This window comes from Acinetobacter tjernbergiae DSM 14971 = CIP 107465, assembly GCF_000374425.1.
GTDB classification, from domain to species: Bacteria; Pseudomonadota; Gammaproteobacteria; order Pseudomonadales; family Moraxellaceae; genus Acinetobacter; species Acinetobacter tjernbergiae.
The window spans coordinates 18,098-44,358 of sequence record NZ_KB894369.1; the positions used below are offsets into that span (position 1 = coordinate 18,098).

Genomic DNA, 26,261 nt, shown 5'->3' on the forward strand with positions numbered 1-26,261 from the left:
CCTTGTCTGATCCAAGACCGCGGACTTTATCAGGTATATCATGACCGAATCTTTTGCAGCCCTCTTTGAAGAAAGTGAATTAAACCTCAACGTTGAAAAGGGTGCAGTCATCCAAGGTACTGTTGTTAGTATCGATTCTGACTGGGTTACTGTTGACACTGGCCTTAAATCTGAAGGTGTTGTTGACCGTGCTGAATTTTTAAATGAACAACGTGAACTTGAAGTTCAAGTTGGCGATACTGTTGACGTAGTTGTTGAAGCGCTTGACAACGGCATGGGTCAAACAGTTTTATCACGTGAAAAAGCAAAACGTGCTGAAACTTGGACTAAACTTGAGAAAATCTTTGAAGACGGCGAAATCGTTACTGGTGTTATCTCTGGTAAGGTTAAAGGCGGTTTCACTGTTGACATCGGTCCTGTACGTGCATTCTTACCAGGTTCTTTAGTTGACACTCGTCCTATTCGTGACACAACTCACCTTGAAGGTAAAGAGTTAGAGTTCAAAGTAATCAAACTTGATGCTAAACGTAACAACGTTGTTGTATCTCGTCGTGCAGTTATGGAAGCTGAATCTTCAGCTGACCGTGAAGCATTACTTGCTCAACTTGAAGAAGGTCAAACAGTTACAGGTACTATTAAGAACCTTACTGATTACGGCGCGTTCGTTGATCTTGGCGGTATTGATGGTCTTCTCCATATCACAGATATGGCTTGGAAGCGTATCAAGCACCCTTCAGAAGTTGTTGAAGTTGGTCAAGAAGTTACTGTTAAAGTACTTAAATTTGACCGCGAGCGTAACCGCGTATCTTTAGGTCTTAAGCAATTAGGCGAAGATCCATGGTTAGCGATCATGAGCCGTTACCCTAAAGGTTCTATCGTTAAAGCACGTGTAACGAACTTAACTGACTACGGTTGTTTTGCTGAAATCGCTGAAGGCGTTGAAGGCTTAGTACACGTTTCAGAAATGGATCACACAAACAAAAACATCCACCCATCTAAAGTTGTTCAGATTGGTGATGAAGTTGATGTTATGGTTCTTGAAGTTGATGAAGAACGTCGTCGCATTTCATTGGGTATCAAACAAACTCGTGCTAACCCATGGGAAGAGTTTGCTAAAGCAAATGAAAAAGGCGAAAAAGTTGCTGGTACAATCAAGTCAATCACTGACTTCGGTATCTTCATCGGTTTATCTGGTGGTATCGACGGTTTAGTACACTTGTCTGATATTTCTTGGAACGAACAAGGCGAAGAAGCGATTCGTCGTTACAAGAAAGGCGACACAGTTGAAGCAGTTATCTTATCTGTTGACGCTGAAGGTAACCGTATCAGCCTTGGTATCAAGCAATTAAACAGCGATCCATTCAATGACTTCTTAGCAGCGAATGAACGTGGTGCTTTAGTTAAAGGTACTGTAACTGCTGTTGATGCTAAAGGTGCTACAGTTAAATTAGCTGATGACATCGAAGCAACGCTTAAAGCGTCTGAAATCAACCGTGACCGCGTTGAAGATGCGACTAAATTCTTAGAAGTTGGTCAAGAAGTTGAAGCGAAGATCATCAACGTTGATCGTAAATCTCGCTCTATCAACTTGTCTATCAAAGCGAAAGACGAAGCTGAAGAGAAAGAAGCTGTGAACAATGCGCGTCAAGCGGCTGCTACTCAAGTTTCTGAAGCGAATGGTCCTAAGACTATTGGTGATTTGATTAAAGCTCAAATGAAGTAATTTGTTAAAAAGTAGGTTTCTTGTAACAGAAACGTACTTTTTATACAAAAATACTGTAAACGGTAGCGTAGTATTGATGTACTGCGCTACCGTTTTGTATTTAAACAGGTTATTATTAAAAACATTGAAAAGCACCAATAATTAAAGAGGTCATCAATGACTACTGAAGCACTTAACAAATCTGATTTAATTGAACGGATTGCTCTTAAAAACCCACACTTGGCAGAACCTCTGGTTGAAGATGCCGTTAAAATTATGATTGATCAAATGATCGAAGCGCTTTCGAACGGCGATCGTATTGAGATTCGTGGTTTTGGCAGTTTTGCTTTACACCATCGTGAACCACGTTTAGGGCGAAATCCGAAGACAGGTAAATCTGTAGATGTTGCAGCAAAAGCTGTACCGCATTTTAAACCTGGTAAAGCACTTCGTGATGCAGTAAATGAGTTTTCTGACTAAAAATTGAGGTGTTCATGCGTTATATCCTTATAGCATTACTCATCGCCATTTTTGGTTATTCACTTGCTCTAGTGCTTCAAAACCCGACAGAGTTAGCTGTAAATTTATTATTTACCCAAGTTCCAGCAATGCGCTTAGGTTTATTACTTTTACTTACTTTAGCATTGGGTATTTTGGTTGGTTTGCTACTAGGTGTGCAGGTTTTCCGAGTTTTCCAAACAAATTGGGAAATTAAGCGATTACGCAAAGATATAGATCACCTTAGGAAAGAGCAAATTCAGCTTGCTCAGCAAGCAGCCGCAGAAGCTGCTGCAAGTGTAAAACACGAAAAAACTGTATTGGATATTACCAATGAAAATAAAAGCCCATTATAATATGGGCTTTATTTTTATCAGGAAGGCAAGCTCTTGAGTATCATTGTTGCGCTAGATGCAAAAAGCGAGTACGACGCTTTAACGATTGTGGATCAGCTTGATCCTGCTTTATGTCGTGTCAAAGTGGGCAAAGAGCTTTTTACTCATGAAGGTCCAAGTGTTGTTAAAACCTTACAAGATAAAGGTTTTGAGGTTTTTCTTGATTTAAAATTTCATGATATTCCGAATACAACAGCGCAAGCTGTCTGTGCTGCGGCAGATCTTGGTGTGTGGATGGTGAATGTTCATGCTTCAGGTGGTCGTAAAATGATGGAAACTTGTGTTGAAAGACTCAAAGCAGGGAACTATCAGACTCAGCTTATTGCTGTTACTGTGTTGACGTCAATGGGGCGTGAAGATTTACGTGATATCGGTTTGGATATTGAACCTGTAGAACATGTAAAACGCTTAGCTAAACTGACGCAAGAAAGTGGCTTAGATGGCGTGGTTTGTTCTGCACAAGAAGCAAAAATTCTTCGTGAGATATTGAACGCTGATTTTGGATTGGTGACGCCTGGTATTCGCCCTGAAGGCTCAAATGCAGATGATCAAAAACGTATTGTGACACCTAAACAAGCAATGCTCGATGGTTCTACACATTTGGTGATTGGTCGTCCAATTACCAAGGCTGAAAATCCAACTGAAATGTTGAAGTCGATTCTCGCCTCGATTTAAGCCACAGATTTTTATCAATCTGAATACAATCTCATCAGCTAAAATTGTCGAGTACTTTTTGTATAGACAATGCTTTACTTTTCATGGATGAAAAGTAATAAAAGTCTTTTATTTAGCTGATGATATATTCAAGTCATTCCAAAGTATTATTTTTGAATCAGTACAAAATAGCGATGGGCGACGTGTATGCCGCCAAGATAATAGAGATAATGAGTCCATTTGTAGCTGATGAGACGTATCACTAGAATTTCAAATTTAAAAATAAGCTGATTAAGAGTGGTGCAAGTAGTGACAGAATTAATCCGCTCATCATTGCATGTGGTATGTAATGTGTGCCACATGACTGTTTAACCATTGCAAGCGTAACATCCATTGAAGTCGCACCTGCGCTTGAAATTGCTGACCGTGGAAATCGCCAACCTAAACAATACATAAGTAAAATGGCGAAAATTTCTCTAAATAAATCTGTTAATAATGCAATACCACCGAGCTTGGCTGAATGTAATTCAGTAAATAAAATTCCAGACATGGAATACCAACCATAACCTTGAGCTAAAGCCATCATTTCATTCAGGGTATAATCATGAGATAGAATGAGATAATTGATAATTGCAGCCAGACAAGAACCAATAAAGGCTGCGGTAGGAACAAGTAGTACTCTCCAACTTAACCAACTGCGATCAAATTGTGTAAAAGCAAGTTCAACACCGATTAGAAAGATAAACACAAGCAATAAATACCAACTGTTAAATACAATTTGTATATTTGATGCGTTTACTAGTATTCCAAGCAAAATTCCAATACCTAAAGCGAAGAATGCTTTAGTAATATTCTTTAATGCATTCATAAATAGATGTAATGAAATTTTTCCTTGCACGCTTTGGCGGTCTATCAATGTGTAGGTAATTAAACAGATAAAGAATGAGCCGATTGAGGTGGTAAATGCAATTAGCAATGCAGGGGGTAAAATTGCAATTGGATTTGAAATATGATTTAAGGCTTGGGTGAGTTCAAATGCAACACTGATCAATAGTAGATAAGAAAAGTAGGGGAGAATTTTAAATACAAATTGTTTAATCTGCTGAGATAGTTGAGGTGCTACAAAATAGCCTAAGCTTATTGCGAGAAAAATTTGGAAAATAAGTACAAAAGATTGCATAAAAAAAGCAGGTTACGAATAACCTGCTTATTATGAATAATTATTGATTAGGCTGCATTGTTTTTTGCATTTGCTGTCGTACTGATAAAATTATAATCAGCGACATTTACTTTGCGAGTTTCTAACCAATATTTCCAAGTATATGTTGGCCATAATGAGAAGTTTTTACCATCAGCTGCTTGATACCAACTACTGCATCCACCTGCTTGCCAAACTGTTCCTTTAAGCTGTTCTTGTACGCGTTCATTGAACTGATCTTGAACTTCCTGCTTAATTTCAACAGCTTGGGAGCCTGTTTTGTCTACGGTTTGAATCAATTGCAAGATATAGTTTACTTGAGATTCAATCATGAAAATAACAGAGTTATGACCTAAAATCGTATTTGGACCTAAAAGTTGGAATAGGTTCGGAAAGTTTTTCGTGCTCATACCATAGTAGCTTTCTGCACCATCTTTCCAAGCTTGTTTAAGCTCAACTCCATTACGACCAACACAATCGAAATGTTTTAAGTAAATGCGTGGATCGGTAATAAAGCCTGTACCATAAATCAAACAGTCAATCTGACGCTCTTTACCATCTTTGGTGATAATGCCGTTTGCTGTGATTTCTTGAACACCATCGGTAATTAATTCAACATTTTTACGATTGAATGTAGGGAAGTACTTATTTGAAATCAAAATACGCTTACAACCCATAACAAAATCAGGAGTCAGCTTTTTAGCGAGTTCTTTGTCTTTCACTTGGAAGCGAATGAACGCTTCAGCAAGTTTTTGACCATATTTCATGATCTGTGGTTGTACGATTGGTACAACACGTGATTCATTGGTCCAGTATAAACGAGTACGATGGATTTGACGATAAATATTAGATGCTTTAAACAGAGACTTGCTTAATTGTGAATATTTACGCTCATCACGTGGAATTACCCAAGCCGCAGTACGTTGGAATACATAAAGCTGTTTCACTTCTTGTGCGATTTCTGGAATATATTGAATCGCACTACCACCCGTACCAATAGAAGCAACGGCTTTGCCTTCTAAGCTGTATTGATGATCCCATTGTGAAGAATGGAAAACTTTACCTTTAAATTTCTCAATGCCTTTTAAATGAGGAATTTGTGGGACGTGTAAAGGGCCAGAAGCAAAGATCACGAATTGCGCTTCAATCGTTGGTTGATCTTTAAATTCTAAAGTCCAAATATTACGATTTTCATCAAATTCAGCATGGGTAACTTCATGATTGAATTTGCAATAATCTTTTAATTTATACTGTTCAGTAATATCCTGAATATATTCGAAAATTTCATCTGCTTCAGCGTAGCGTTTAGACCAATCTGTTTTTGGTGCAAATGAAAGCGAATACATATGTGATTGAACATCACACGCTGCGCCTGGGTATTGGTTTTCACGCCATGTGCCACCAACGTCATTGGTTTTTTCTAAAATTACAAAATCTTTGATTTGACTTTGTAATAGTCGAATAGACATTGCTAAACCACCAAAACCTGCACCGATAATTGCAACTTTGGTTTTTTGAATAGCATTTTGGGTTACATCACGCATAGTCCACGCCCTATACATCTAAATTTCGTGCAAGTTTAAAGGTTTTACCAAGATTAAATATGATTATATAGACGCAGAACTTGATCATTTCGGCAATTCATTTCTATGTTTTTTTGTAGTACAACATCTGAAGTTTTCAGAATTGCATTCAGAATTATGAAGAGATCTATCCTCGGATTGATGTATTTAATTCAGGGCATGCGTCATGTAGGTATAGATGTAGATGCTCGTTTAGCAGATATGGGGATCCTCGCCGATGCTTTAGATCCGAGTTCGATCATTGCTGATGAAATTGAATGGGATATCTTACAATATATTAGTCAGGATATTTCTCCAGAACAAGGTTTAGTGATTGGACAGCATTATGCACTTGCAGGGTATGGTCCATTCCTGATGCTACTTGTCACAAGTGATACTTTACATAATGCACTATTAAATGGTGTACGTTTTCAACAATTGACTCATCTATTTGGTTCATTACAACTAAATATTGAAAAAGACTTCATCCATTTACATTATCAACCAATTGATTTGAATACACATTTAGGGCAATTCCGTGCCCAATGTGAAATATCTGGTACATATAAATTTCTACAAGATATTTTTAAGATGATGGGGCTTGAAATTCCTGATATTCAAATAGAGCTACCATTTCAAATACCAAGAGAAATGGAATTAATAAAAGCCTATCAGCAATATTATGGTCTAGATGTTAAGTTTGAATGTCTGCATGCCTCATTTATTCTAAAAAACACTCAAATTTTAAATATTAAAATTCCATCTGCTGATGCCTTAACTTATCGTGTTTATGAAGAAAAATGCCTACAAGATCTGAATAAATTAGAACGAAGTACCCGTGCAAAGTTGACCATTTTAGAATATGTCGAGGAATATCTTGAAATGCAAAATGGTGTAATACCCACGATGTCTGAAACAGCATGTGCATTAAAGATTCCTGAGAGGACTTTAAGACATAAATTGCAGCAATTACAAACCAGTTATAAAGAAATTCGTGAAAGATTGATTAAGCAGAAGGCATTAAAATTTATTGAAGATAGTGCATATTCGATAGAACAAGTTGCGGAAATGCTCGGTTATTCTGAGCCTGCTGCGTTTAATCATGCTTTTAAACGCTGGTTTGGTCAAAGCCCTCGTCAATATAATCGAAATCATTAAATGATAAAAATGGTACATTATGATGTTTAAACTGCATGATAATTCAGCCTAAAATCTAATGTCTTTGGACTCAATGTTCGATATAATTTTCACCAATTAAAATTGTAATAACACCTTATGTCAAATTCTAAACCAGACTCACATAGCACTTCATTTATGCCGACTTCACCTGCAGAGCGTTATGCTCAAGCAATTGAGTCAGGACAATTTATGCCAGATGAAGCTCAAGCTCAGGCAGTGCAAGAATTAGATCGAGTATGGAAAGAGTTACTCACTCGTTATAAAGCCTCTAAAAAAGCATTTCGACGTTTTCGTCGTCAGACTTATCCAAAAGGCGTTTATATGTGGGGTGGGGTAGGTCGTGGAAAAACATGGTTAATGGATCAATTCTATGAATCTGTTCCATTTCGCCGTAAAACACGGATGCATTTTCATCACTTTATGCAACATGTGCATAAAGAATTGAATAAACTTTCAGGTCAACGTAATCCTTTAGATTCTGTTGCTGATCAAATTTATAAAAATGCTGTAGTTATCTGTTTTGATGAGTTTTTTGTATCAAATGTAACTGATGCAATGATTATTAGTGATTTATTCCAGAAATTATTTGAACGTGGAATTACTTTGATTGCAACTTCTAACATTGCACCCGAAGGTTTATATAAAAATGGTATTCATCGAGATCGTTTTATCCCTACAATTGAATTAGTGCAAAAGAATTGTACTATTTTAAACGTGGATGCTGGCGTTGATTACCGGTTGCGTGTTTTAAAGCAAGCTCAATTATTCAAATATCCGTTGACTAGTGATGCACAATCTTGGATGACAGAGCGTTTTCAGGCATTAACACATACACAAACACTCTCAAATACACCCATATTGATTAATAATCGTGTCGTAGAAACGCTGGGGCATACTGAAGATGTGTTGTGGTGTGAATTCTCTGAGTTGTGTTTTAAGCCACGTAGCCCAGCTGATTTTATTGAAATAGCTAATATTTACAATACGGTACTAGTGAGTAATCTTCCTCATTTAACAGATTTTTTATCTGAAGGAACACGTCGTTTTATTTATTTAGTTGATGAATTTTATGATCGGGGTGTGAAGCTATTATTAACATCCGAAGATTCAATTGTTAATTTGTATGAGGGTGAGCGATTAGCTTTCGAAATTGAGCGAACCCGTTCACGGTTATTAGAAATGCAATCGGATGATTATCTGCATTCAGAACATCATCAAATTCAAGTTGAAAAAACTTCATAAATTTAAAAGGCATTCTTCGGAATGTCTTTTTTTATAAATTTAGATAGAGAAAGCTTTATTCTTATTTGATTTTTGCTATAACTAATTAGGTTTACAAAGAAAGTAAGGCTCTCATCTAAATTGTAAGCAAGGCTATAATTCGGTTTTGGTAATTAGATAAAGTCATAAGTTGTCAATACCTTTATAAAGAAAATGCTTACTATTTAGCAATGTGATATTACTATTCAGGCTAGTATAAATCGGTATACTAGGTTTCTTGTTATAAAAAGTTAGCACCATCAGGAAAGACAATGACTGTACGTATTCAACAAGGCAAGCTAGCGATTGCTAAAGAACTTTACGATTTCATCGAAAATGAAGCTTTACCAGGTTCTGGTCTAAACAGTGAAACTTACTGGAAAAATTTCGAGCAAGTCGTTGTCGATCTTAGCCCAAAGAATAAAGCACTATTAGCGAAGCGTGATGAAATTCAAGCTAAGATTGATGAATGGCATCGTAATAATGAATTTGAGTTAAATGCGTATAAAGCATTTTTAACTGAAATTGGTTACTTAGTACCAGAAGTTGCTGATTTCCAAGTAACAACTGAAAATGTAGATGAAGAAATTGCACTATTAGCTGGTCCACAGCTTGTTGTACCTGTACGTAATGCACGTTACTGCCTAAATGCTGCAAATGCACGTTGGGGTTCATTATATGATGCACTTTATGGTACAGATGTAATTTCTGAAGAAAATGGTGCAGAAAAAGGCAAGGGCTATAACCCTGTTCGTGGCGATAAAGTAATTGCTTTCGCTAAAGATTTTCTTAATCAGACATTCCCACTTGCGCAAGGTTCTCATGCCGATGCGACTAACTATGCGGTTGATCACAATCGTTTAGTTGTGACTTTAAAAGATGGTTCTACGACGTCTTTAGCACATGAAGCTCAATTTGTTGGCTTTAATGGTGAAGCTGCAAACCCAGTTGAAATCGTTTTATTAAATAATGGCTTGCACGTTATTATTGATATCGATGCAAATAGCCCAATTGGTAAGACAGATGCGGCTGGTGTAAAAGACTTAACACTCGAAGCAGCAATCACAACGATCCAAGATTTGGAAGATTCGGTTGCTGCTGTTGATGCAGAAGAAAAAGTTGAAGGCTACCGTAACTGGTTAGGCTTAATGAAAGGTGATTTGCAAGAGTCAATCGAGAAAAATGGTAAAACAGTTACTCGTTCTCTAAACAAAGACCGTACAATTCAGAACTTAATCGGTGGTACAACAACTTTACATGGTCGTTCATTGATGCTTCTTCGTAATGTTGGTCACTTGATGACTAACCCAGCGATCCTTGTCGAAGGTGAAGAAGTATTTGAAGGCATCATGGATGCATTGGTTACACCATTGCTTACGGTTGCTGATATTCGTGGCGAAAATGAGAATAAAAACTCTCGTAAAGGTTCAATGTATATCGTTAAACCAAAAATGCACGGCCCAGAAGAAGTTGCATTTGCGGTAGAGTTGTTTGAACGTGCAGAACAAGCGCTTGGTTTACCTGCAAAAACACTCAAAATCGGTATCATGGACGAAGAGCGTCGTACTTCTGTTAACTTGAAAAATTGTATCGCTGCTGCAAAAGACCGTACAATTTTCATTAACACAGGTTTCATGGATCGTACGGGTGATGAAATCCATACCTCTATGGAAGCAGCGCCAATGGTACGTAAAGAAGCTGTTAAAGCGCAAAAATGGATTGCTGCTTACGAAAATCGTAACGTTGCAATTGGTTTAGCATGTGGTTTACAAGGTAAAGCGCAAATTGGTAAAGGCATGTGGCCAAAACCAGATAGCATGAAAGATATGTTGGCGACTAAGACAGCTCATCCGAATGCTGGTGCTTCTTGTGCGTGGGTTCCATCACCAACTGGTGCTGCACTTCATGCCATGCATTACCACCAAATCAATGTAAAAGCACGTCAAGATGAATTGCTTGCTGAAGCAATGTTGTCTTTAGATGACTTGCTAACTCCTCCTTTTGCACCAGAAACAAACTGGACGGCTGAAGAGCTAAACAATGAGCTTGAAAATAACTGTCAAGGTATCTTGGGTTATGTTGTTCGTTGGGTTGACTTGGGTGTAGGTTGTTCTAAAGTTCCAGATATCAACAACGTTGGTTTAATGGAAGACCGTGCAACTTTACGTATTTCTTCTCAACACGTTGCAAACTGGTTACGTCACAATATCGTAACACGTGAGCAAGTTGAAGAAGTGCTTAAGCGTATGGCTGTAATTGTAGATCAGCAAAATGCGAACGATCCACTATATACGGCAATGGCACCAAACTTCGATGGTATTGCATTCCAAGCGGCTGCTGACTTGATCTTCAAAGGTGCAGAGCAACCATCTGGTTATACAGAGCCATTGTTACACGCTGCACGTTTAAAACTTAAAGGTTATACAGGTGATTAATATTACCTTTTAGGTTTACCAGAGGTATCTATTCTATAGATACCTCTTTTTTTATAAAATAGAGAGAAAAAATGTATTTTTGGAATACTAATAAATTAATAGATGATTTAAAAAATGAGCGTTTAGCTACTAGTGATTATAAAAATTATTACCTTGCGGGCGGTGTTGGTGGATTGCTAATGGTATTTTGTATGCGGTTTTCACCAGTTACTAATATGATACTAAGTACAATAGATATTGTACTTAGTATCATAATGCTAATAATCGGTATTAATCTTTGTTTTAGGGTCAATGGTGGAAATCAAGGGAGGCAATTTCTTAATCGTTTAATCTGTATCGTTTTGCCAATTAGCATAAGAATACTTTTAGTATATTTTTTATTCTTTATCTTTATGATCATTATTTTGGTATTTTCAACGAGATTTATAGATATCTCTCAAACTAAAAAAATATTTGATCCATATCAAGGCTGGATCACATTAGCGACTTCAATGCTTATACAAACAATTATGTACTGGCGTTTTTATGTTGCTTTAAAAAAAATTAATGACTAAAACTAAATATTGGTAGACCCAACGATGTGTGCGAATTTCAAGTCTATAACTTTGCAACAATTACAGCAATTGGATTTGCCACCGATCTTATTTGAATATTCCGATGAAGTTTATCCAAGTTATAAAACTCCACTATTGTTTAAATCTGAACATGGATTGGAGTGGCGAGAAGTATTATTTGGATTAGTGCCGAAATGGGCCGAGGATATTAACAGCTCTAAACGTGCTTATAATGCTCGACATGAAACCATTTTTCAAAAACCAACATTTCAGGAAGCAGCACACAAATGTAAGTTCGGTGTGATTGCAGTGACTGAATTTTATGAAAGTAAATATTTTGACAATAAACCACAACGCTGGGGTGTACGCCGTCAAGATGGACAAGCATTTTATATTGCAGCACTTTATGAGATTTGCAAAATCGAAAATGAAATCATTCGTTCCGCAGCGATGCTTACGATGGATGCAATAGACCATCCGATGATGAAAGAGTTTCATGAACCTGGTGATGTAAAACGATCCGTCGTCATTATTCCACATGACCACTTGAACGATTGGTTAAGCTTAAAACAGCCACATCAAATGATTCAATTTATGCAGGGATTTCCAGTAGAAGAGTTTGAATGTTTACATGTACCTAAAACCAAAATAGAAAAGCCAACACCTCAGATGAATATGTTCGACCTTTTTTAAGGCATAAAAAACAAGGGCTTCTATTTAGAAGCCCTTGTTTTAGTATTTTGTAAAATTAACGTGCAAGATTTTTAAACATATGTTTCAAAATTTCCATCGTTTTTTCGATTTGTAATGGTGTTAAGCCATCGAATGATTGCTCTAAGATTACAGAGGTTAGATCGTTAATTTTTATAATCATTTCTTTGCCTTTATCTGTCAGATAAACACGAGTAATACGACCATCTTCTTTACATGAATATGTTTCAATATATCCCTCATCTTTGAGGCGATACACGATTTTGGTCGTTGTAGACATTTTTGAAATGACCATGTCCGAAAGTTCAGACACACTTGCATGAGGTTTTACATTCAATGCAATTAAAATACGACGGCGAGAGTTGTCTAAACCATACTTTTTAAGTACGTTGTCGATATTCTGAACGTACTGAGCATTTACTTGAGAAATCCAGTAATAGGGGAAGTCTTCTAAGTTGAATGATTCTGCTGTAGGTAAAAAACGCGCATATTTTTTAGGCATTTAGTTATTTCCTATGCTTGTTACAGTGAGTTGTTTTAGACAACTCCTAGATTCCATGAAATGTCTACAATTTATATATTAGAAAAAACCTTAGATTTGCTCTTTCTAACATTCCATTTATAACAAATCTTCCTAAAGGTGGTGATAAAACCGTCTTTATTAAAGATAAGAAAATCATCATGTAAATTGTATAAAACTGTTATTAATGATGGTTTTACCTATCTATTTTACCCCAGTGGTATTTCCACAGCGCTGCATTGTAGCGTATTTGTAGAACAAATGTATTGTAGAAAATAAATACAAATTATGACGTGACTTTTTTACAAAAACTTCTGTCTAAAATGTCATAAAGATATGAAATTAATACATTTGTAAAATAAATTGTTTTAAAAAGTAAATTTAATACAGTAGTTTGTATTTAACAATTGGTTAAAAAGTGAATTTATATGGTTTGTTAAAAAGTTGAATAAATACATTCTTTATCACATTTTATAGATAAATCTTTAAAATATCTTGCTTAAAAAGAATACAAATGTAGCTTTATTGCGTGGTGTTTGCTTATTTTTAAATCAACTTGTCAGGCTAGATTTTGTTGTTGTATTAGATTTAACGTTATTTTTTGCTATTGCATAAGTTTTAAATCATAAAAAAACGCATCTAAATTGGATTACGAATTAGATGCGTGAAAAGTGAAAACGGTTCGCTCAAAGATACGTTTAAAGTTTTAATTCATTTTCTAATATAGGCCATAGTTTGTGATGTGATTTCTTGAACATCGACATATGTCCAATTTGCTTATAACCGTGTTCTTTAGGATTTAATTCAATCAAATGCGTTGTTGCATTTGGGTAAAGTCGCAACAGATCCTTAACATTTGCTTGCGTTGCAATTTCATCGTCACTCGCCCAAATAGATGTGATTGGGCAGTTGATCTCTTGGTGGTAATCGTTGTAAATGCTTTTACCAATTGCATTCATAACATAACCAGGTTTGCTACAGAATTCCGCCCATTGTTTTGCCACATTTTTTGGCAAATTTTCACCCATCCCAATAAATTGGGTAGCACCATAACCTTTAAATAAGCTTGAAACTGGAAAAATAACATTGAACATTAGCGGTGCAAGAAGCTTTGTTTTGCCTTTTAATCCTTTTACATGACCTGTTGAACCCGCAATTGCGACAACCTTAGCAACTTTGTTGTAATCTGGATTGATACCCAGTAGTTGACCACCAGCACTATGACCAAGAATAATGACTTTTTCGGCTTGAGTACGATTTAATAGGGTCTCAATCGCTGCTGGAATATCTAATAGTCCCCAATCATTAATACTGGCATTTGAATCTTTCAATTCTCCATGTAATGACTGACCAATGCCTCTAAAATCGAAACTTAAAACACAATAGCCTTGTTGATTTAACCATTCTGCAAATGAGTGATAAAAACTTTTGGTAATACCTGTCGCTGGACAAATCAAGATCGGGAATTTTTTAGTGTGATCAGTTGCAGGATAATATTGTGCAGCAAGTTGATAACCATCTTTGCAGCTAATCCAGAAGGATTCAAATGTCGTCATTTGAGAAGTACTCGTATCTAGGCATATTTCTACTTTACACAAGTTCTAAAAAGAAACTCGTGTAAAAAATGACTTAAAAGTCAAAATTTATGTAATATAGCTGCTTTAGGGAGCATGATTTAGGGAAAAGGGAAATGTTAGTTTTAACTAGCGCAACGGAATTGGCAATTATATTCAGTGGGATATTTCTTTGGGTTGGAATGATCACGGGTGTTTGGAAATATTATCAAATTAGAAATACAGAGCTGGCACGTGCGCATTATTATGTAGACATTGCACACCGTAGTAGTTTGCTTTATGCCGCTGCGAGCTTAATTTTAGCTGCGTTAAGTTTTTTTACGAGCCTATCTGATGCTTTGAGCTTATTTTGTGTAATTGCAAATTTATTCTTTTTTTCGATGTCGATCTTGGTCTATATCATTCATGGAATGTTAAAGGATACGACCAATCAGTTTAAGCAACCACATAAGTTAGGGCGGTGGTCAATTCCTCGCTGGTGTATGACCTTTTTAATGCTGAATTTAATTATTGTTGAGTTAGGTGCGACAACTGTTTTACTACTTGGAACGATTGTAAAGTTTACAAACTAAAAAATGGATGAGTCATCATCCATTTTTCTTAAATCATTCTATTGGCGTTTGGCGCTTATCTTTCGGAACTTTCGATCAATAATCCCCCACATGCAAAAGGCTAGCGACACAATCAGAGCGTATGCAAAATATTCGGGCTTTAAGTTGCCCTTAATCGTGCCTTGCAATAACAATGTTGCCATAAGTGCAAGTGTTGTAATTGCATATACCACTGAATCGTTAGTCTTCAGAGTGTCAATGAAGACTTGCTTGTTGAAATGTAATGATAACATCTCCATCCCTCCTTGCGGTGTGATGACAAAACCTAATCGTTTTTGTCAGAATTATTATTCAAGTTGTACTTTGAATTTTCTCGTATTTCAAGAGCTAAGTTGACTATTTTTTAAGATAAATTCATGAGGGTGTTGATTTCCATACCAATTAAGTATTTATTAAATATATTTATATTATTTTTTTATTAAATATTAAGTGTATTTTTTACATTTTGATCAATATGCAGAGATAAAATCATATGCTGTTTAGTCATATCAGGATTGATTGTTTGGATTACATTTGGCTTTGATTAAAAGAAATAATTTGTCGTAAACAAAAAGTGTAAGTTGGATAAAAGAACATTTTTTGTATAGCTAAAATAATGTTTGGATAAAACACCATTTTAACGACAAATCATTTTAATTCTTCAGTACGGAAGAAAGTCGGTCTACTGCAATTGCGATAACCAAAACAATCAATGACGGAAGTAGCCAAGCAAGATTCTGTTCATTTAAAGGGAGATTATTAATGAACTGAGGTAATTGTTCGGTCAATCCAGCAGCTTTAAGTGCCTCAATGATGCCAAACAGGAAAGCAACGCCTGTAACAGAACTCACGACAATTGAAGGCTTATTCCAATATTTCCAGAAAAAGCTCATCATAATCACAACAATAGCTGGTGGATAAATAGCACTTAATACTGGAACAGAGAATGCAATCAGTTTGGTTAAACCTAGGTTTGAAATAAATAATGAAAATCCAATGAGGATAAAAACCAATAATTTATATGGTAAGCCTGTTAGCTCAGTGAAGTATTCTGCGCATGCACAAGTTAAACCAATCGCAGTCACCATGCAGGCAAGGAAAATTAAACCCGTTAAGAACAATGAGCCTAGATCACCAAACGCATGTTGCACATAAGCATGCAAAATGACAGCGCCATTCGCAGCATTTGCGGCAACTTCATGGCTGCCCAATCCAAGTTTAAATAGGCTGATATAAACCAGCGTCAAACCTACACCAGCAATGAGGCTTGCGATAATTGCATATTTCGTAATAAGTTTTGAGTCGGTAACACCACGTGATTGAATTGCTTGGATAATCACGATACCAAAAACCAAAGCACCCAAAGTATCCATGGTTAAGTAACCGTTGACGAAGCCTTCGGAAACAGGGCTAGTCACATATTTGTGTACTGGCGGAGAAATATAACCCGTTGGAATAAGAACCGCTGCAATACCCAAAATGGCAAGCGCAACAATTTTTAACGGTGCAAGTATATGACCAACGGTGTCCAAAAGTTTATTTGGATAAAGTGAGATGGCAGTCACAAAGGCAAAATAGATAATACTGTAAATCAACAGGCTGCTATTTGATGTCCCAAAATAAGGTGCAAATCCTATCTCATAAGAGACAGTAGCGGTCCGTGGTGTTGCGAAGAGTGGCCCAACAGATAAATAGCAAACAATTGTTAGAAGTAAGCTAAAAAAGCGCCCTAAAGGCGAGCTGATCAATTCGATAGAGCCTTGCATACGAGACAACGCCATAATCGTAATCACGGGAAGACCGACTGCGGTAATTAAGAATCCAAAAGCGGCGAGCCAGACATGTTCACCAGCTTGTTGTGCAACAATGGGAGGGAAAATAATATTGCCTGCACCAATGAAAAGTGCAAAGGTCATAAAGCCAAGAGCAATAATATCTCCTGTACGAAGATGGTTCATAAAAGGGAGGTATAAAATAAAAGTGCGGATTCTAGAACAAAATTGTATTCATTTGAAACTAATTTTATGTGAAGAATGGTTTATTTTTGTCTAAAAAGAACTTATTAAAATCATGTAATTAGCTTTGGTAAACTTAATCTATTGAAAGTGTTTTAAAAGTAATAAAATGCGCTTGTTAGACTTTTTTCTTATGTTGTGCGCTGAAATTAAATGTAAAATAAAAACTAATCGTCAGTCTTAAAAAGATTGAAGATTTGTGTACTACAGCGTACAACTATTGAAATATTAAATGCAGTACAAAAAAATGAATCTGCATGTTGCATTAACCTAATATCTGAATAAGGAAATCTCGAATGAGAGCTTCTACTGTGACCATTAAATCTGAACAAGATATTGAGAAATTACGTATCTCAGGACGTTTGGCCGCACAAGTATTAGAAATGATTGGTGCTTATATCAAGTCTGGCGTTTCGACAGAATATTTAGATGATATCTGTAATGATTATATTGTAAATACGTTACAGGTGATTCCTGCCAATGTTGGTTATCATGGTTTTACCAAGACGACATGTATTTCCATCAATGATGAAGTCTGTCACGGAATTCCTTCTGCGCATAGAATATTGAAAGATGGTGATATTTTAAATATTGATGTTGCTGTTATTAAAGATGGCTACTTTGGTGATACTAGTCGTATGTACTTTGTTGGTGAAGTGAATCCAGCAGCTAAAAAATTAGTGGATACGACTTATGCTGCAATGTTAGCAGGGATTCATGCTGTAAAACCTGGTGCGACATTGGGTGATATTGGTTATGCGATTCAATCGGTTGCGCAGCGTGAAGGCTATAGTATTGTTCGAGAATATTGCGGTCATGGCATTGGGCGTATTTATCATGAACAGCCAAATATTCTGCATTATGGTCAGAAAGGACAGGGCATGGTCTTGAAAAAAGGCATGGTCTTTACGATTGAGCCGATGGTCAATGCGGGTAAACCGCATGTAAAAGAATTAAATGATGGTTGGACTGTCGTGACGCAAGATAAATCACTTTCAGCACAATGGGAACATATGGTTGCTGTAACCGATGATGGTTTTGAGCTGTTAACACCTTGGCCGAATGGAACAGGGCATTACCCTGCCATTTCATAAGTATCCGAGGGGCTGTCACAAGTATCTGTGAACTATCAACAGACCTGAAATTCGATTATAAATTAGGTCTTTTTTGGGTCGAGCATAGCGTAAGTTGTTCGACCAAATAGTCAATGAAGACACGAACTGCAGGTAATAAACCTCGACGTGATGGATAAACTGCATGGAAAATACCATGTGGTGCTGTCCATTCAGGGAGTACTTTCACCAATTGACCTGATTTGATGAAGTCTTGTGCAATGCTGTCAGGTAATAGGGCAATACCACAATTTTGGCTCGCAAGTTCAGCTAACATTAATAAGTTAGAACCCATAATGACAGGATTGACTTTGATTTTCTTTTGCTGGTTTTCTGGGCCAAATAATAAAAAGTGTTGGTCTAAATGTTCTTCTGCCATACTGATGATGCGATGATCACTGAGTTGCTCAGGTGTTGATAAATGTCCAAATTCATTTAAATAGGCTTGACTCGCAAAAAGACGTTGTTCAATTGCTTCAAATTGTCTTAATACAAGGTTTGGGTCTTCATCTAGTTTAGAACGAACACGTAATGCTAGATCAATACCTTCATTAATTACATCTATTCTACGATTGCTGACCATCATCTGAACCCGAACCTCAGGGTACTTCTTCAAAAAAGCAGGCAGAATTTTTGCCATTTGATTTTGGGCAATGTCGACAGGCACACTTACTTTGATGACACCACGCGGTTGGCTACTTAAATGATTCACGACATCATGTGCAGCTTGGGCTGCATTCATCATGACTTGTGCGTGACGATAGACATCCATCCCAATGTCTGTTACAGCAAAATGACGTGAACTTCGCTGAATTAGACGTACACCGAGTTGTTCCTCTAGATTATAAACTCTGCGACTGAGTTTGGATTTAGGAATATCAGTTGCGCGTTCAGCCGCACTAAAACCACCATGCTCGACAACAAGCGCAAAGCAATAAAAATCATCTAAATCCGTTAGCATTACGCTATAAACTCCAGCTTTTGTGAGCAAGTTAATCAGTATAAATACGATTACTCAACATTTTGAAATAATAATATATCTCGAACCTTTTGATATTCTTTCAAGCGTTCAAAATCTTTGATTGTTGGTGATTGAATTCGAGATAAGTCCATATTGTCAGCGATATCTGCTAATTTCACAACACGGGCAATCGGGTTTTGTACAGTTCGTTGAGCCGCTTGTAATCGAGATTCGCCTGCTTTTTTAGTGAGTGCGAGAATAGCGTCAATGATCTGTTGTTGAAATCCTAACTTGCGTAAATCTTCAGTGCTTGTTTCTGTGTCTTCTAAAACATCGTGTAAAATAGCAACAATTTTATGCTCAATCGTTGGAACATTCAGCATGACTCTTAACGGATGTAATATATAAGGGGCATTGGCTTTGTCAACTTGACCTGCGTGTTGTTGTGCTGCCAGTGCAATGGCTTGTTCAAGTGTTGCCATAAGCTAAATCCTTCTATTCAAGATAGATTCATACATCATATTCTTTTACACTGAATCAAATTTTTTACGCTGTAATATTATGTCATATCAACTCATCAACATTGTCGATGCAACTCAAAACATTTTATGTCCTTTTTGCCAACATGCCGTTTTGGACTGGCAGCAAGAACAATATATTCAGCCGTGTGAGCATACATTATTCATGGCAATGGATTTAGGTTTTGAGTTTATTGCTGATCGTTTTGAGGCGATTTTGCCACAATCGGTTGATGAAATTCATGAAGACCTAAGCATGAACATTTATGAGACGATCACTCAGGCAGACTATCCAAACATGCAAATTTACAAAGCAGATTTAGGTGTAGAAGGTATGTTTCGTTATGTGGGCTTTAGCTTATTTTGATTCTGTTAGGTTTGCAAAATCAATATCAAAAGGATACATTTAGTAAATATTTATTTTTAAAATCAACTTTGTAGCTATAAAAAATTTTCATTGGATAAATTATGTCACTTATACCATGTCGTAGTTGTGAAAAACCATTAAGTCAAGATGCTAAAGTATGTCCAAATTGTGGTGCAAAAAAACCGACAAAGCATAAAAAACCTACAGATTTTAGAAGACTGGGAAAACTGCTGCTCATTTTATTAGCGGTTTACATTGTTGCTATTATTCTTTCAAAGGCTTTAGGCTTAAAAAATAATACTCCTTCATCTTCTGATAGTTCTAATTCGGTAGCAGCATCTTCTCCGTACCATGAAGCGCATGAAAAATGTGGGTCTAAGGAAGAAACAGACAGATTGTATTGGTCAATGCTAGAAATGGTTGTATGGGAAAAATCAGGAAAAGAGCCTGTTATTGCTACGTTTAAACCTAATTACTGGAATGATAGTTTTCCCAAAACAGGTGCAGAAAGACAGCAAATAATTGAAGCAATCGCTAATACAGATTTTTGTTTAAATGCTAGACCAAGAACGATTTATATTTTTGATTCGAAAGGTAATATGATTGGCAGAGCAACCCCACAAAAAGGTATAGAATATTTATATTTAAAATAAAGTTTGTCTTGCAATAAAAAAGCCAATCATGTGATTGGCTTTCGCTTGTATAGCTTATGCTTCAGGAGCAGGGCTATACTGTTCAACTAATGGTTTTAACTCGCCATTTTGGAACATTTCAAGCATGATATCGCTACCACCAACAAGCTCGCCGTTTACCCATAACTGTGGGAAAGTAGGCCAGTTTGCAATTTGAGGTAATGTTGTACGAATATCTTGATTTTCCAAGATATTTACATAGGCAAATGGACGACCAATTTGGCTAAGTGCTTCAACTGCACGTGCAGAAAAACCACATTGCGGGAATTGTGGAGTGCCTTTCATGTAAAGTAAAACAGGGTGTTTCGCAATTTGATCACGAATTAACGCTACTGTATCACGCGCTTGTTCCGTCATAGATAGATCCTCAACTAATCTCCCTAAATTATATACCGAAAAATCGTTGAACGGCTATTGCTAAAGATTTTTCTTATATAAATGTGAGTTTGAGCTTTCAATCTATGCAAGTTTTTGCTTATATAAGTTTTTTCACCACAACTAATGATAGATTGAGTTTGTTATGACTAATATCACTCTTGCTCCTGTGCAACCTGATCAACCATCACATCTTATGGCAACTTATGGTCGCCAAGCGATCAGCTTTGTACGAGGACGAGGGGCGTATTTATATACGGCAGATGGTACGGAATATTTAGATGCTTTAACAGGGATTGCTGTTTGTGGTTTAGGGCATGCACATCCAGTGGTTGCAGAAGCGATTGCGGAGCAAGCTGCAACTTTAGTACATACCAGTAATTTATTTGAAATTCCTTGGCAAACGGCTGCTGCGCAGAAACTTGCTCAAGTTTCAGGAATGGAAGAAATTTTCTTCTCAAACAGTGGTGCTGAATCAAATGAAGGTGCGATCAAGATCGCACGTAAATTTGGCTTTCAACAGGGCATCAGTAACCCTAAAATTATTGTTGCTGAACAATCTTTCCACGGTCGTACTTTGGCGACTTTATCTGCGACAGGAAATAAAAAAGTTCAAGAAGGTTTTGCACCATTGGTTGAAGGCTTTATTCGTGTCCCATTTGGTGATGTTGAAGCGATTCAAGAAGCAGCGATTAACAATCCAGACATCGTTGCAATTCTGATTGAGCCGATTCAAGGCGAAGGTGGAGTGAATACCGCACCACAAGGCTTTAGTTATTTAGATGAAGTACGTGCTTTATGTAACCAACACAATTGGTTAATGATGCTTGATGAAATTCAAACGGGTAATGGGCGTACAGGTAAATACTTTGCTTACCAACATACCAATATTATTCCTGATGTAATGACTACAGCTAAAGGTCTAGGGAATGGTTTTCCTGTTGGTGCTGTGATGACTCAAGGTAAAGCGGTAGGCTTACTTGGTGCGGGCAGCCACGGTTCGACTTATGGCGGCACAGTGCTTGGTTCACGTGTGGTGTACACAGTACTTGATACATTGGAAAAAGAAAATGCTGTTGAAAATGCAGCAACAATTGGAGCTTATATTGTTGATCAACTACGAGCTGAATTGATTGATCAGAATGTGCAAGTCCGTGGTTTTGGTATGATGATTGGTATTCAATTGCCAAAAGATTGTGCTGAACTTGTTGCGATTGCACGTGATGAATATAAGTTAATTATCAATGTAACAGCTGGGTCAGTCGTGCGTTTATTACCACCATTGAATATGACACAGACTCAAGCGGATGAATTATTGCAGCGTCTCGTACCTGTGATTAAAAACTTTTTAACAGCATAAACATTATTCCGCACGATAAGAAAAGGGCAATTAATTTGCCCTTTTCTTATTTCAGCGAGAAAGTTAGCCTGAAATATATTGTTGAAGTTGTTCAATCAGTACGCGTTGATCTTCCATTGCGGCTTTGACCAAGTCACCAATCGAAATAAAACCGACTAATTTTTCTTTATCTAAAACAGGTAAATGACGTAAATGACGATCTGTCATTAATTGTAAGCATTCCTCAACCGTATGATTTAAACCAACAGTGATGACCTTAGATGTCATAATGTCTGATACTGGTGTTGTATTTGATGAACGTTCCATCAAAGTTACTTTGCGTGTGTAGTCGCGTTCAGAGAAAATACCAACCAGTTTTTCATCTTCTGCAACAACCAAAGCTCCCACGCCTTTATCTGCCATTATCTTAATTGCTTCAAGTACAGTCGCATTCGGTGAAATTGTAAAAATTGATTGTACGGTTTTATTTTTGATGACTTGGGCAACGATTGTCATTGTTTATCTACCTCTGTTGTATTGTCATTTTCATTTAACTTAACGGTATTTTTTTTAATTGCAAAGTCCTAATTAAGCTTCAATGATAACTTTTTCTCATGAATGTTTAAAAAGTCATCATTATCGCTTGGCAAATAAATTAAGCGATCCTTGTAGATTGTTGCGGCATAAAGAAGAAATGCTGCATTTGCTGCGTTGATAGCTTAAATTTGCGATGAGATGAATTAAAAAGAGCAGGTTCTACCTGTAAACGCGTTAAAGTTGGTAAAAGCGATTCGTGAAAATCTTTTGGTGTAATTTTACGTGGTTTGTAATTTTTCCAGTTTGATTTTGCATAACGGTGTGCTTGTACACCATTTAACCAAAATGGGAAAACATGACCATCATGATCAGACTTAATCGCCCAACCTTGATGGTATAGACCCCATAGTACGCCACAATACATCATTGTTTTTAGAATTGAAATTTTGATCATCAATTCTCGTGAGACTGGTTGGAAGTGATTAAAACGGTACATGTTCGTAAACTAATTTGATTTAAACTCATGTTTTATTATAAGAAATCTATATGGCAATTATGTTTAAACAATTCATCTAAATCGTAAGCAAATATTCAAGGCATTCAAAATGTCAGTTGAGCTCGTGATGGTAGCTAAGGCTTTGATACGCAGCGGAAGATAAACGAAGAGCGTAGTTCTATATGAATATGCTTTTATGGATGAACAGGCATTAAAAAACGCCACCTGAGCAAGACAAAGCGACTAAGCTTTGGTGCAGCGCAAGTCAGGAATATGAAAGAACAGTGTTGATTCGTTTTATGCTGGTATTAAAAAACGCCACCTAGGTGACGTTTTGTTAAGCTTGTAATGTTGCCATCTTTTGCCAATATTGTGCTTTCAATGAATCACGTTCAACTCGAAAACCTTGATAATACAATTCTGCTAAAAATAACGCTGCTTTGCCATGACCTGCTTGAGCAACTTGTTCAAGCTCTTTCACTGCATCTAGAAAGTTTTTTTGCGATTGGATTGTATTTACCGCATTTGCATATACATGTTCTAGTTCATGTTGTGTAAATTGTTGAATCATATGTAACTCCTTATTTTAATTATGATTACTGCAAATTCTATTCAAAGATACTTTACTTTGAATTTAAGCCACTTTAACTTCGAATTATGAAGTTATTATGACAAAATTGCTTGAATTGTCAAATATATTGAGTGTCATTGTGTAATTAAAAGCTTACACGATTAAACATTTACGGCAAATATTTTTAAGTAAAATCAAAGTGAGAATAATAGAAATAGAAAAGGAGAATAAACATGTCACATCTAATTGATGGATTAAGCTTTGATGTTCCACCTTCAGAGAGCCAAATTATTGCATTGGCAGATTATCACCGTAAATTGCTTGATGAAGCAATTTTTCATCAAGAAATTCATTTAGGTGATTATTGTCTAGCCCAACGTAAACGAGTGTATGACTTTGCAAGTCATTTGACTCCTGAACAAAAAGATTGGTTTTATGACATTTATAATGGCGAGTTAAAACGTATTGCAGATGATGATGATTTACATCCTGCTGATGCTGAAAGTGGTGTAGGGATGTTTGCTGTATTTATTACACTTGTAATCATTGCCTGCATTTTATATTTTGCTTTTGTACGAACACTTATGAGTTAGATTTACCTTAACAAGATGCGTTCAGTAAATTTGTTATCTTGATTTATTGAACGTTATACTTGTTCTAGGTGAGTCAGACACATACACTACATCTAATTCGAGGTAGATTATGCTGTCTATAATTTCTAAACATAAAGCTCTGCAATCCAAATTAGGATTAAAGATAGACCAGTTTTATAATATTTTGGTCGGTATTATTATTTTTTCTATTTTTCTGCTTGCACATAAAGCATTACAACGTCCTGTAAATGAATTGCAATATCAGCAAATGATTCAATTTTCACAGCAAGCGAGTCATCCTAAAACACAACAGATGGCAGAAGGTATATTAGAACATACCCAGATTCGTCGTGTAGATTATCTAAAGCTTCTCAATGCCTATCAATTTGAATCTAGTCGTATTAAAGAATATCCAGCAATGGCACAAGAAGATGAATAAGTTTTAAGCGACTCATTTTTATTTATAAATGAACACGTTGTCTTGGTCAGGAAAAAGAAACCAATTTATGCTAGACTGGCGATCTTTTAAAAAAGCTGCTTTTTTCTCAAGGAATCGACATGCAACAGCAATCGAATATGCAAAATAAATTCTTGATAAATGCTGATATTGGCGATGATGATGTCACATTGCCAAGTTTACCTGCTGTCGATATTCCCATTATTGAGCCAGTCGTAAAAAATACAGTTGAGACACCATCACCTGTGTCTGTAGAAGAGTCATCTGTCCCTGTTGTTACGGAAGAAACTAAATCGACTGGTGGTTTCTTTGGTCGTATGAAAGATGGTTTGACCAAAACGCGCCGTAGCTTTACTGATGGTATGGTCAATATCTTGATTGGTGGTAAAGAAATTGATGATGAGTTATTAGAAGAAGTTGAAGAACAGCTACTTGTCGCTGATATTGGTGTTGAAGCAACCAAGACGATTATTGGAAATCTGACCGAAAGAACAGCGCGTGGTGACTTAATCTATTCACATGCTTTGTATAAGGCGTTACAAGAAGAATTAGTTGCTTTACTTGCACCACGTGTCAAGCCTTTGCATATTGATCCAAATAAATCACCTTATGTCATTTTGATGGTGGGTGTAAATGGTGTTGGTAAAACGACAACCATTGGTAAACTCGCCAAGCGTTTACAAGGCGAAGGTAAGAAAGTGATGCTTGCTGCTGGTGATACCTTCCGTGCAGCCGCAACTGAACAACTCCAAATTTGGGGTGACCGTAATGGGATTCCTGTGGTTGCCCAGGGGCATGGTGCAGACAGTGCTTCAGTAATTTTTGATGCTTTTGAAAGTGCGCGTGCGAAGGGTATTGATGTCCTGATTGCTGATACAGCAGGACGTTTGCAAAATAAAGCAAACTTGATGGAAGAACTTAAAAAAGTTAAACGTGTAATGCAGAAGATTGATGCAACTGCACCCCATGAAATCATGTTGATTGTAGATGCAGGCACAGGTCAAAATGCGATTAATCAAGTGCAACTCTTTGATGAAGCTGTTGGCTTAACAGGTATTACGATTACGAAATTAGATGGTACTGCCAAGGGCGGTGTACTCTTCAATATCGCAAGTCGTACGCATGTACCAATTCGTTATATTGGTGTCGGTGAGAAAATTGATGATTTACGTCCGTTCTCAGCAAAATCATTCGTTGCAGCATTATTTGAAACAGATAAGTAATTAATATATGTTAAAAAACTCCACGCTCTGTGGAGTTTTTTATTGCTATGAAAATAATATTGTTGCAAAAATAAAACGATCTGTCATATTTTTTAGACTATTCCTAAAAAATGTATCGTTATACACTACATTCAATCCAAGATAACGCCTTAAAAGGTAGAGTAGGAATAACA

The 26,261-nt window shown here is 36.6% G+C and carries 29 protein-coding genes; 17 read left to right on the forward strand and 12 right to left on the reverse strand.

Features of this window, described 5'->3' with window-relative positions:
- The first annotated feature begins 40 nt into the window (after positions 1–40).
- From rpsA to pyrF, 4 genes are all read left to right on the forward strand, one after another.
- A complete protein-coding gene (gene rpsA, locus C502_RS0112710) occupies positions 41–1,723 on the forward strand; it encodes a 30S ribosomal protein S1 (protein WP_018679201.1) in 1,683 nt (560 codons plus the stop codon).
- A 156-nt stretch (positions 1,724–1,879) separates the two neighbouring features.
- Entirely contained in the window at positions 1,880–2,182 is a 303-nt protein-coding gene (locus tag C502_RS0112715) for an integration host factor subunit beta (protein ID WP_018679202.1), read from the forward strand.
- 14 nt (positions 2,183–2,196) lie between these two features.
- The gene (locus C502_RS0112720) at positions 2,197–2,556 is read left to right on the forward strand and encodes a lipopolysaccharide assembly protein LapA domain-containing protein (protein WP_018679203.1); all 360 of its coding nucleotides are present in this window, start codon (positions 2,197–2,199) and stop codon (positions 2,554–2,556) included.
- A 33-nt stretch (positions 2,557–2,589) separates the two neighbouring features.
- On the forward strand, positions 2,590–3,270 hold the full coding sequence (gene pyrF / locus C502_RS0112725) for an orotidine-5'-phosphate decarboxylase (RefSeq protein WP_018679204.1): 681 nt from the start codon (positions 2,590–2,592) through the stop codon (positions 3,268–3,270).
- A gap of 241 nt (positions 3,271–3,511) precedes the next feature.
- Here the strand turns inward: pyrF and C502_RS0112730 are convergent, their stop codons facing one another.
- Complete coding sequence (locus C502_RS0112730) at positions 3,512–4,429, reverse strand: LysO family transporter (protein WP_018679205.1); 918 nt, start codon at positions 4,427–4,429, stop codon at positions 3,512–3,514.
- A 47-nt stretch (positions 4,430–4,476) separates the two neighbouring features.
- The gene (locus C502_RS0112735; RefSeq protein ID WP_018679206.1) at positions 4,477–5,991 is read right to left on the reverse strand and encodes a flavin-containing monooxygenase; all 1,515 of its coding nucleotides are present in this window, start codon (positions 5,989–5,991) and stop codon (positions 4,477–4,479) included.
- A gap of 156 nt (positions 5,992–6,147) precedes the next feature.
- Here C502_RS0112735 and C502_RS0112740 point away from each other — a divergent pair, with 156 nt between their 5' ends.
- The 5 genes from C502_RS0112740 to C502_RS0112760 all read left to right on the forward strand — a co-directional run bounded on the left by C502_RS0112740 (position 6,148) and on the right by C502_RS0112760 (position 12,130).
- A complete protein-coding gene (locus tag C502_RS0112740) occupies positions 6,148–7,167 on the forward strand; it encodes an AraC family transcriptional regulator (RefSeq protein ID WP_026315801.1) in 1,020 nt (339 codons plus the stop codon).
- A 117-nt stretch (positions 7,168–7,284) separates the two neighbouring features.
- A complete protein-coding gene (gene zapE / locus C502_RS0112745) occupies positions 7,285–8,430 on the forward strand; it encodes a cell division protein ZapE (RefSeq protein WP_023274611.1) in 1,146 nt (381 codons plus the stop codon).
- A 290-nt stretch (positions 8,431–8,720) separates the two neighbouring features.
- Positions 8,721–10,883 (forward strand): malate synthase G, encoded by a 2,163-nt coding sequence (locus tag C502_RS0112750; protein WP_018679209.1) that lies wholly within the window; start codon positions 8,721–8,723, stop codon positions 10,881–10,883.
- A 71-nt stretch (positions 10,884–10,954) separates the two neighbouring features.
- A complete protein-coding gene (locus C502_RS0112755) occupies positions 10,955–11,437 on the forward strand; it encodes a hypothetical protein (protein WP_018679210.1) in 483 nt (160 codons plus the stop codon).
- A 24-nt stretch (positions 11,438–11,461) separates the two neighbouring features.
- Complete coding sequence (locus C502_RS0112760; RefSeq protein WP_018679211.1) at positions 11,462–12,130, forward strand: SOS response-associated peptidase family protein; 669 nt, start codon at positions 11,462–11,464, stop codon at positions 12,128–12,130.
- A 55-nt stretch (positions 12,131–12,185) separates the two neighbouring features.
- Here the strand turns inward: C502_RS0112760 and C502_RS0112765 are convergent, their stop codons facing one another.
- Positions 12,186–12,650: a MarR family winged helix-turn-helix transcriptional regulator gene (locus C502_RS0112765; protein ID WP_018679212.1), complete on the reverse strand. Its 465-nt coding sequence runs from the start codon at positions 12,648–12,650 to the stop codon at positions 12,186–12,188.
- A 716-nt stretch (positions 12,651–13,366) separates the two neighbouring features.
- Positions 13,367–14,224, reverse strand: coding sequence for an alpha/beta hydrolase family protein (locus C502_RS0112770; RefSeq protein WP_018679213.1), 858 nt, complete (start codon positions 14,222–14,224; stop codon positions 13,367–13,369).
- 134 nt (positions 14,225–14,358) lie between these two features.
- Between C502_RS0112770 and C502_RS0112775 the strand changes: the two genes are divergently transcribed.
- The gene (locus C502_RS0112775; RefSeq protein WP_018679214.1) at positions 14,359–14,814 is read left to right on the forward strand and encodes a hypothetical protein; all 456 of its coding nucleotides are present in this window, start codon (positions 14,359–14,361) and stop codon (positions 14,812–14,814) included.
- Positions 14,815–14,852: 38 nt separating this feature from the next.
- Here the strand turns inward: C502_RS0112775 and C502_RS0112780 are convergent, their stop codons facing one another.
- Together C502_RS0112780 and brnQ are read right to left on the reverse strand one after the other, a co-directional pair.
- Positions 14,853–15,086, reverse strand: a complete 234-nt coding sequence (locus tag C502_RS0112780; RefSeq protein ID WP_018679215.1) for a hypothetical protein — start codon at positions 15,084–15,086, stop codon at positions 14,853–14,855.
- Positions 15,087–15,485: 399 nt separating this feature from the next.
- The gene (gene brnQ / locus C502_RS0112785) at positions 15,486–16,790 is read right to left on the reverse strand and encodes a branched-chain amino acid transport system II carrier protein (protein WP_023274612.1); all 1,305 of its coding nucleotides are present in this window, start codon (positions 16,788–16,790) and stop codon (positions 15,486–15,488) included.
- A gap of 353 nt (positions 16,791–17,143) precedes the next feature.
- Here brnQ and map point away from each other — a divergent pair, with 353 nt between their 5' ends.
- Positions 17,144–17,941 (forward strand): type I methionyl aminopeptidase, encoded by a 798-nt coding sequence (gene map / locus C502_RS0112790; RefSeq protein WP_018679217.1) that lies wholly within the window; start codon positions 17,144–17,146, stop codon positions 17,939–17,941.
- Positions 17,942–17,996: 55 nt separating this feature from the next.
- Here map and C502_RS0112795 read toward each other — a convergent pair whose 3' ends face one another.
- Together C502_RS0112795 and C502_RS0112800 are read right to left on the reverse strand one after the other, a co-directional pair.
- Positions 17,997–18,920 carry a LysR family transcriptional regulator gene (locus C502_RS0112795; protein ID WP_018679218.1) on the reverse strand — a complete coding sequence of 308 codons (924 nt, stop codon included), beginning with the start codon at positions 18,918–18,920 and terminating at the stop codon, positions 17,997–17,999.
- Between the two features lie 50 nt (positions 18,921–18,970).
- Positions 18,971–19,402 carry an HD domain-containing protein gene (locus tag C502_RS0112800; protein WP_018679219.1) on the reverse strand — a complete coding sequence of 144 codons (432 nt, stop codon included), beginning with the start codon at positions 19,400–19,402 and terminating at the stop codon, positions 18,971–18,973.
- A gap of 79 nt (positions 19,403–19,481) precedes the next feature.
- Between C502_RS0112800 and C502_RS0112805 the strand changes: the two genes are divergently transcribed.
- Together C502_RS0112805 and C502_RS0112810 are read left to right on the forward strand one after the other, a co-directional pair.
- Positions 19,482–19,805, forward strand: a complete 324-nt coding sequence (locus C502_RS0112805) for a hypothetical protein (RefSeq protein WP_018679220.1) — start codon at positions 19,482–19,484, stop codon at positions 19,803–19,805.
- A 101-nt stretch (positions 19,806–19,906) separates the two neighbouring features.
- Complete coding sequence (locus C502_RS0112810) at positions 19,907–20,458, forward strand: hypothetical protein (RefSeq protein ID WP_018679221.1); 552 nt, start codon at positions 19,907–19,909, stop codon at positions 20,456–20,458.
- Positions 20,459–20,512: 54 nt separating this feature from the next.
- Here the strand turns inward: C502_RS0112810 and grxD are convergent, their stop codons facing one another.
- Positions 20,513–20,854 (reverse strand): Grx4 family monothiol glutaredoxin, encoded by a 342-nt coding sequence (grxD, locus tag C502_RS0112815; protein ID WP_018679222.1) that lies wholly within the window; start codon positions 20,852–20,854, stop codon positions 20,513–20,515.
- A 163-nt stretch (positions 20,855–21,017) separates the two neighbouring features.
- Here grxD and C502_RS0112820 point away from each other — a divergent pair, with 163 nt between their 5' ends.
- Entirely contained in the window at positions 21,018–22,232 is a 1,215-nt protein-coding gene (locus tag C502_RS0112820; protein WP_018679223.1) for an aspartate aminotransferase family protein, read from the forward strand.
- 63 nt (positions 22,233–22,295) lie between these two features.
- Here C502_RS0112820 and C502_RS0112825 read toward each other — a convergent pair whose 3' ends face one another.
- From C502_RS0112825 to C502_RS0112835, 3 genes are all read right to left on the reverse strand, one after another.
- Positions 22,296–22,727, reverse strand: a complete 432-nt coding sequence (locus tag C502_RS0112825; RefSeq protein ID WP_018679224.1) for a CBS domain-containing protein — start codon at positions 22,725–22,727, stop codon at positions 22,296–22,298.
- Positions 22,728–22,866: 139 nt separating this feature from the next.
- Positions 22,867–23,244 (reverse strand): DUF2750 domain-containing protein, encoded by a 378-nt coding sequence (locus C502_RS0112830; protein WP_018679225.1) that lies wholly within the window; start codon positions 23,242–23,244, stop codon positions 22,867–22,869.
- Positions 23,245–23,581: 337 nt separating this feature from the next.
- Positions 23,582–23,815: an SEL1-like repeat protein gene (locus C502_RS0112835; protein ID WP_018679226.1), complete on the reverse strand. Its 234-nt coding sequence runs from the start codon at positions 23,813–23,815 to the stop codon at positions 23,582–23,584.
- A 233-nt stretch (positions 23,816–24,048) separates the two neighbouring features.
- On the opposite strand from C502_RS0112835, the gene C502_RS0112840 reads away from it, so the two are divergent.
- The 3 genes from C502_RS0112840 (at position 24,049) to ftsY (ending at position 26,088) form a co-directional block, all read left to right on the forward strand.
- Entirely contained in the window at positions 24,049–24,408 is a 360-nt protein-coding gene (locus C502_RS0112840) for a hypothetical protein (protein WP_018679227.1), read from the forward strand.
- A 109-nt stretch (positions 24,409–24,517) separates the two neighbouring features.
- Positions 24,518–24,847, forward strand: a complete 330-nt coding sequence (locus tag C502_RS0112845; protein WP_018679228.1) for a hypothetical protein — start codon at positions 24,518–24,520, stop codon at positions 24,845–24,847.
- A gap of 119 nt (positions 24,848–24,966) precedes the next feature.
- Positions 24,967–26,088, forward strand: a complete 1,122-nt coding sequence (gene ftsY / locus C502_RS0112850; RefSeq protein ID WP_018679229.1) for a signal recognition particle-docking protein FtsY — start codon at positions 24,967–24,969, stop codon at positions 26,086–26,088.
- Positions 26,089–26,261 lie beyond the last annotated feature (173 nt).

Coding starts and splice junctions, on each gene's coding strand:
- rpsA (WP_018679201.1), top strand. CDS start 41: ATGACCGAATCTTTTGCAGCCCTCTTTGAAGAAAGTGAATTAAACCTC.
- C502_RS0112810 (WP_018679221.1), top strand. CDS start 19,907: ATGTCACTTATACCATGTCGTAGTTGTGAAAAACCATTAAGTCAAGAT.
- zapE (WP_023274611.1), top strand. CDS start 7,285: ATGTCAAATTCTAAACCAGACTCACATAGCACTTCATTTATGCCGACT.
- brnQ (WP_023274612.1), bottom strand. CDS start 16,790: ATGAACCATCTTCGTACAGGAGATATTATTGCTCTTGGCTTTATGACC.
- C502_RS0112800 (WP_018679219.1), bottom strand. CDS start 19,402: ATGGCAACACTTGAACAAGCCATTGCACTGGCAGCACAACAACACGCA.
- C502_RS0112795 (WP_018679218.1), bottom strand. CDS start 18,920: ATGCTAACGGATTTAGATGATTTTTATTGCTTTGCGCTTGTTGTCGAG.
- C502_RS0112740 (WP_026315801.1), top strand. CDS start 6,148: ATGAAGAGATCTATCCTCGGATTGATGTATTTAATTCAGGGCATGCGT.
- ftsY (WP_018679229.1), top strand. CDS start 24,967: ATGCAACAGCAATCGAATATGCAAAATAAATTCTTGATAAATGCTGAT.
- C502_RS0112820 (WP_018679223.1), top strand. CDS start 21,018: ATGACTAATATCACTCTTGCTCCTGTGCAACCTGATCAACCATCACAT.
- grxD (WP_018679222.1), bottom strand. CDS start 20,854: ATGACGGAACAAGCGCGTGATACAGTAGCGTTAATTCGTGATCAAATT.
- C502_RS0112750 (WP_018679209.1), top strand. CDS start 8,721: ATGACTGTACGTATTCAACAAGGCAAGCTAGCGATTGCTAAAGAACTT.
- C502_RS0112780 (WP_018679215.1), bottom strand. CDS start 15,086: ATGTTATCATTACATTTCAACAAGCAAGTCTTCATTGACACTCTGAAG.
- C502_RS0112755 (WP_018679210.1), top strand. CDS start 10,955: ATGTATTTTTGGAATACTAATAAATTAATAGATGATTTAAAAAATGAG.
- C502_RS0112730 (WP_018679205.1), bottom strand. CDS start 4,429: ATGCAATCTTTTGTACTTATTTTCCAAATTTTTCTCGCAATAAGCTTA.
- C502_RS0112825 (WP_018679224.1), bottom strand. CDS start 22,727: ATGACAATCGTTGCCCAAGTCATCAAAAATAAAACCGTACAATCAATT.
- C502_RS0112805 (WP_018679220.1), top strand. CDS start 19,482: ATGTCATATCAACTCATCAACATTGTCGATGCAACTCAAAACATTTTA.
- C502_RS0112715 (WP_018679202.1), top strand. CDS start 1,880: ATGACTACTGAAGCACTTAACAAATCTGATTTAATTGAACGGATTGCT.
- C502_RS0112830 (WP_018679225.1), bottom strand. CDS start 23,244: ATGTACCGTTTTAATCACTTCCAACCAGTCTCACGAGAATTGATGATC.
- C502_RS0112840 (WP_018679227.1), top strand. CDS start 24,049: ATGTCACATCTAATTGATGGATTAAGCTTTGATGTTCCACCTTCAGAG.
- C502_RS0112775 (WP_018679214.1), top strand. CDS start 14,359: ATGTTAGTTTTAACTAGCGCAACGGAATTGGCAATTATATTCAGTGGG.
- C502_RS0112765 (WP_018679212.1), bottom strand. CDS start 12,650: ATGCCTAAAAAATATGCGCGTTTTTTACCTACAGCAGAATCATTCAAC.
- C502_RS0112760 (WP_018679211.1), top strand. CDS start 11,462: ATGTGTGCGAATTTCAAGTCTATAACTTTGCAACAATTACAGCAATTG.
- C502_RS0112845 (WP_018679228.1), top strand. CDS start 24,518: ATGCTGTCTATAATTTCTAAACATAAAGCTCTGCAATCCAAATTAGGA.
- C502_RS0112735 (WP_018679206.1), bottom strand. CDS start 5,991: ATGCGTGATGTAACCCAAAATGCTATTCAAAAAACCAAAGTTGCAATT.
- C502_RS0112720 (WP_018679203.1), top strand. CDS start 2,197: ATGCGTTATATCCTTATAGCATTACTCATCGCCATTTTTGGTTATTCA.
- C502_RS0112770 (WP_018679213.1), bottom strand. CDS start 14,224: ATGACGACATTTGAATCCTTCTGGATTAGCTGCAAAGATGGTTATCAA.
- map (WP_018679217.1), top strand. CDS start 17,144: ATGAGAGCTTCTACTGTGACCATTAAATCTGAACAAGATATTGAGAAA.
- C502_RS0112835 (WP_018679226.1), bottom strand. CDS start 23,815: ATGATTCAACAATTTACACAACATGAACTAGAACATGTATATGCAAAT.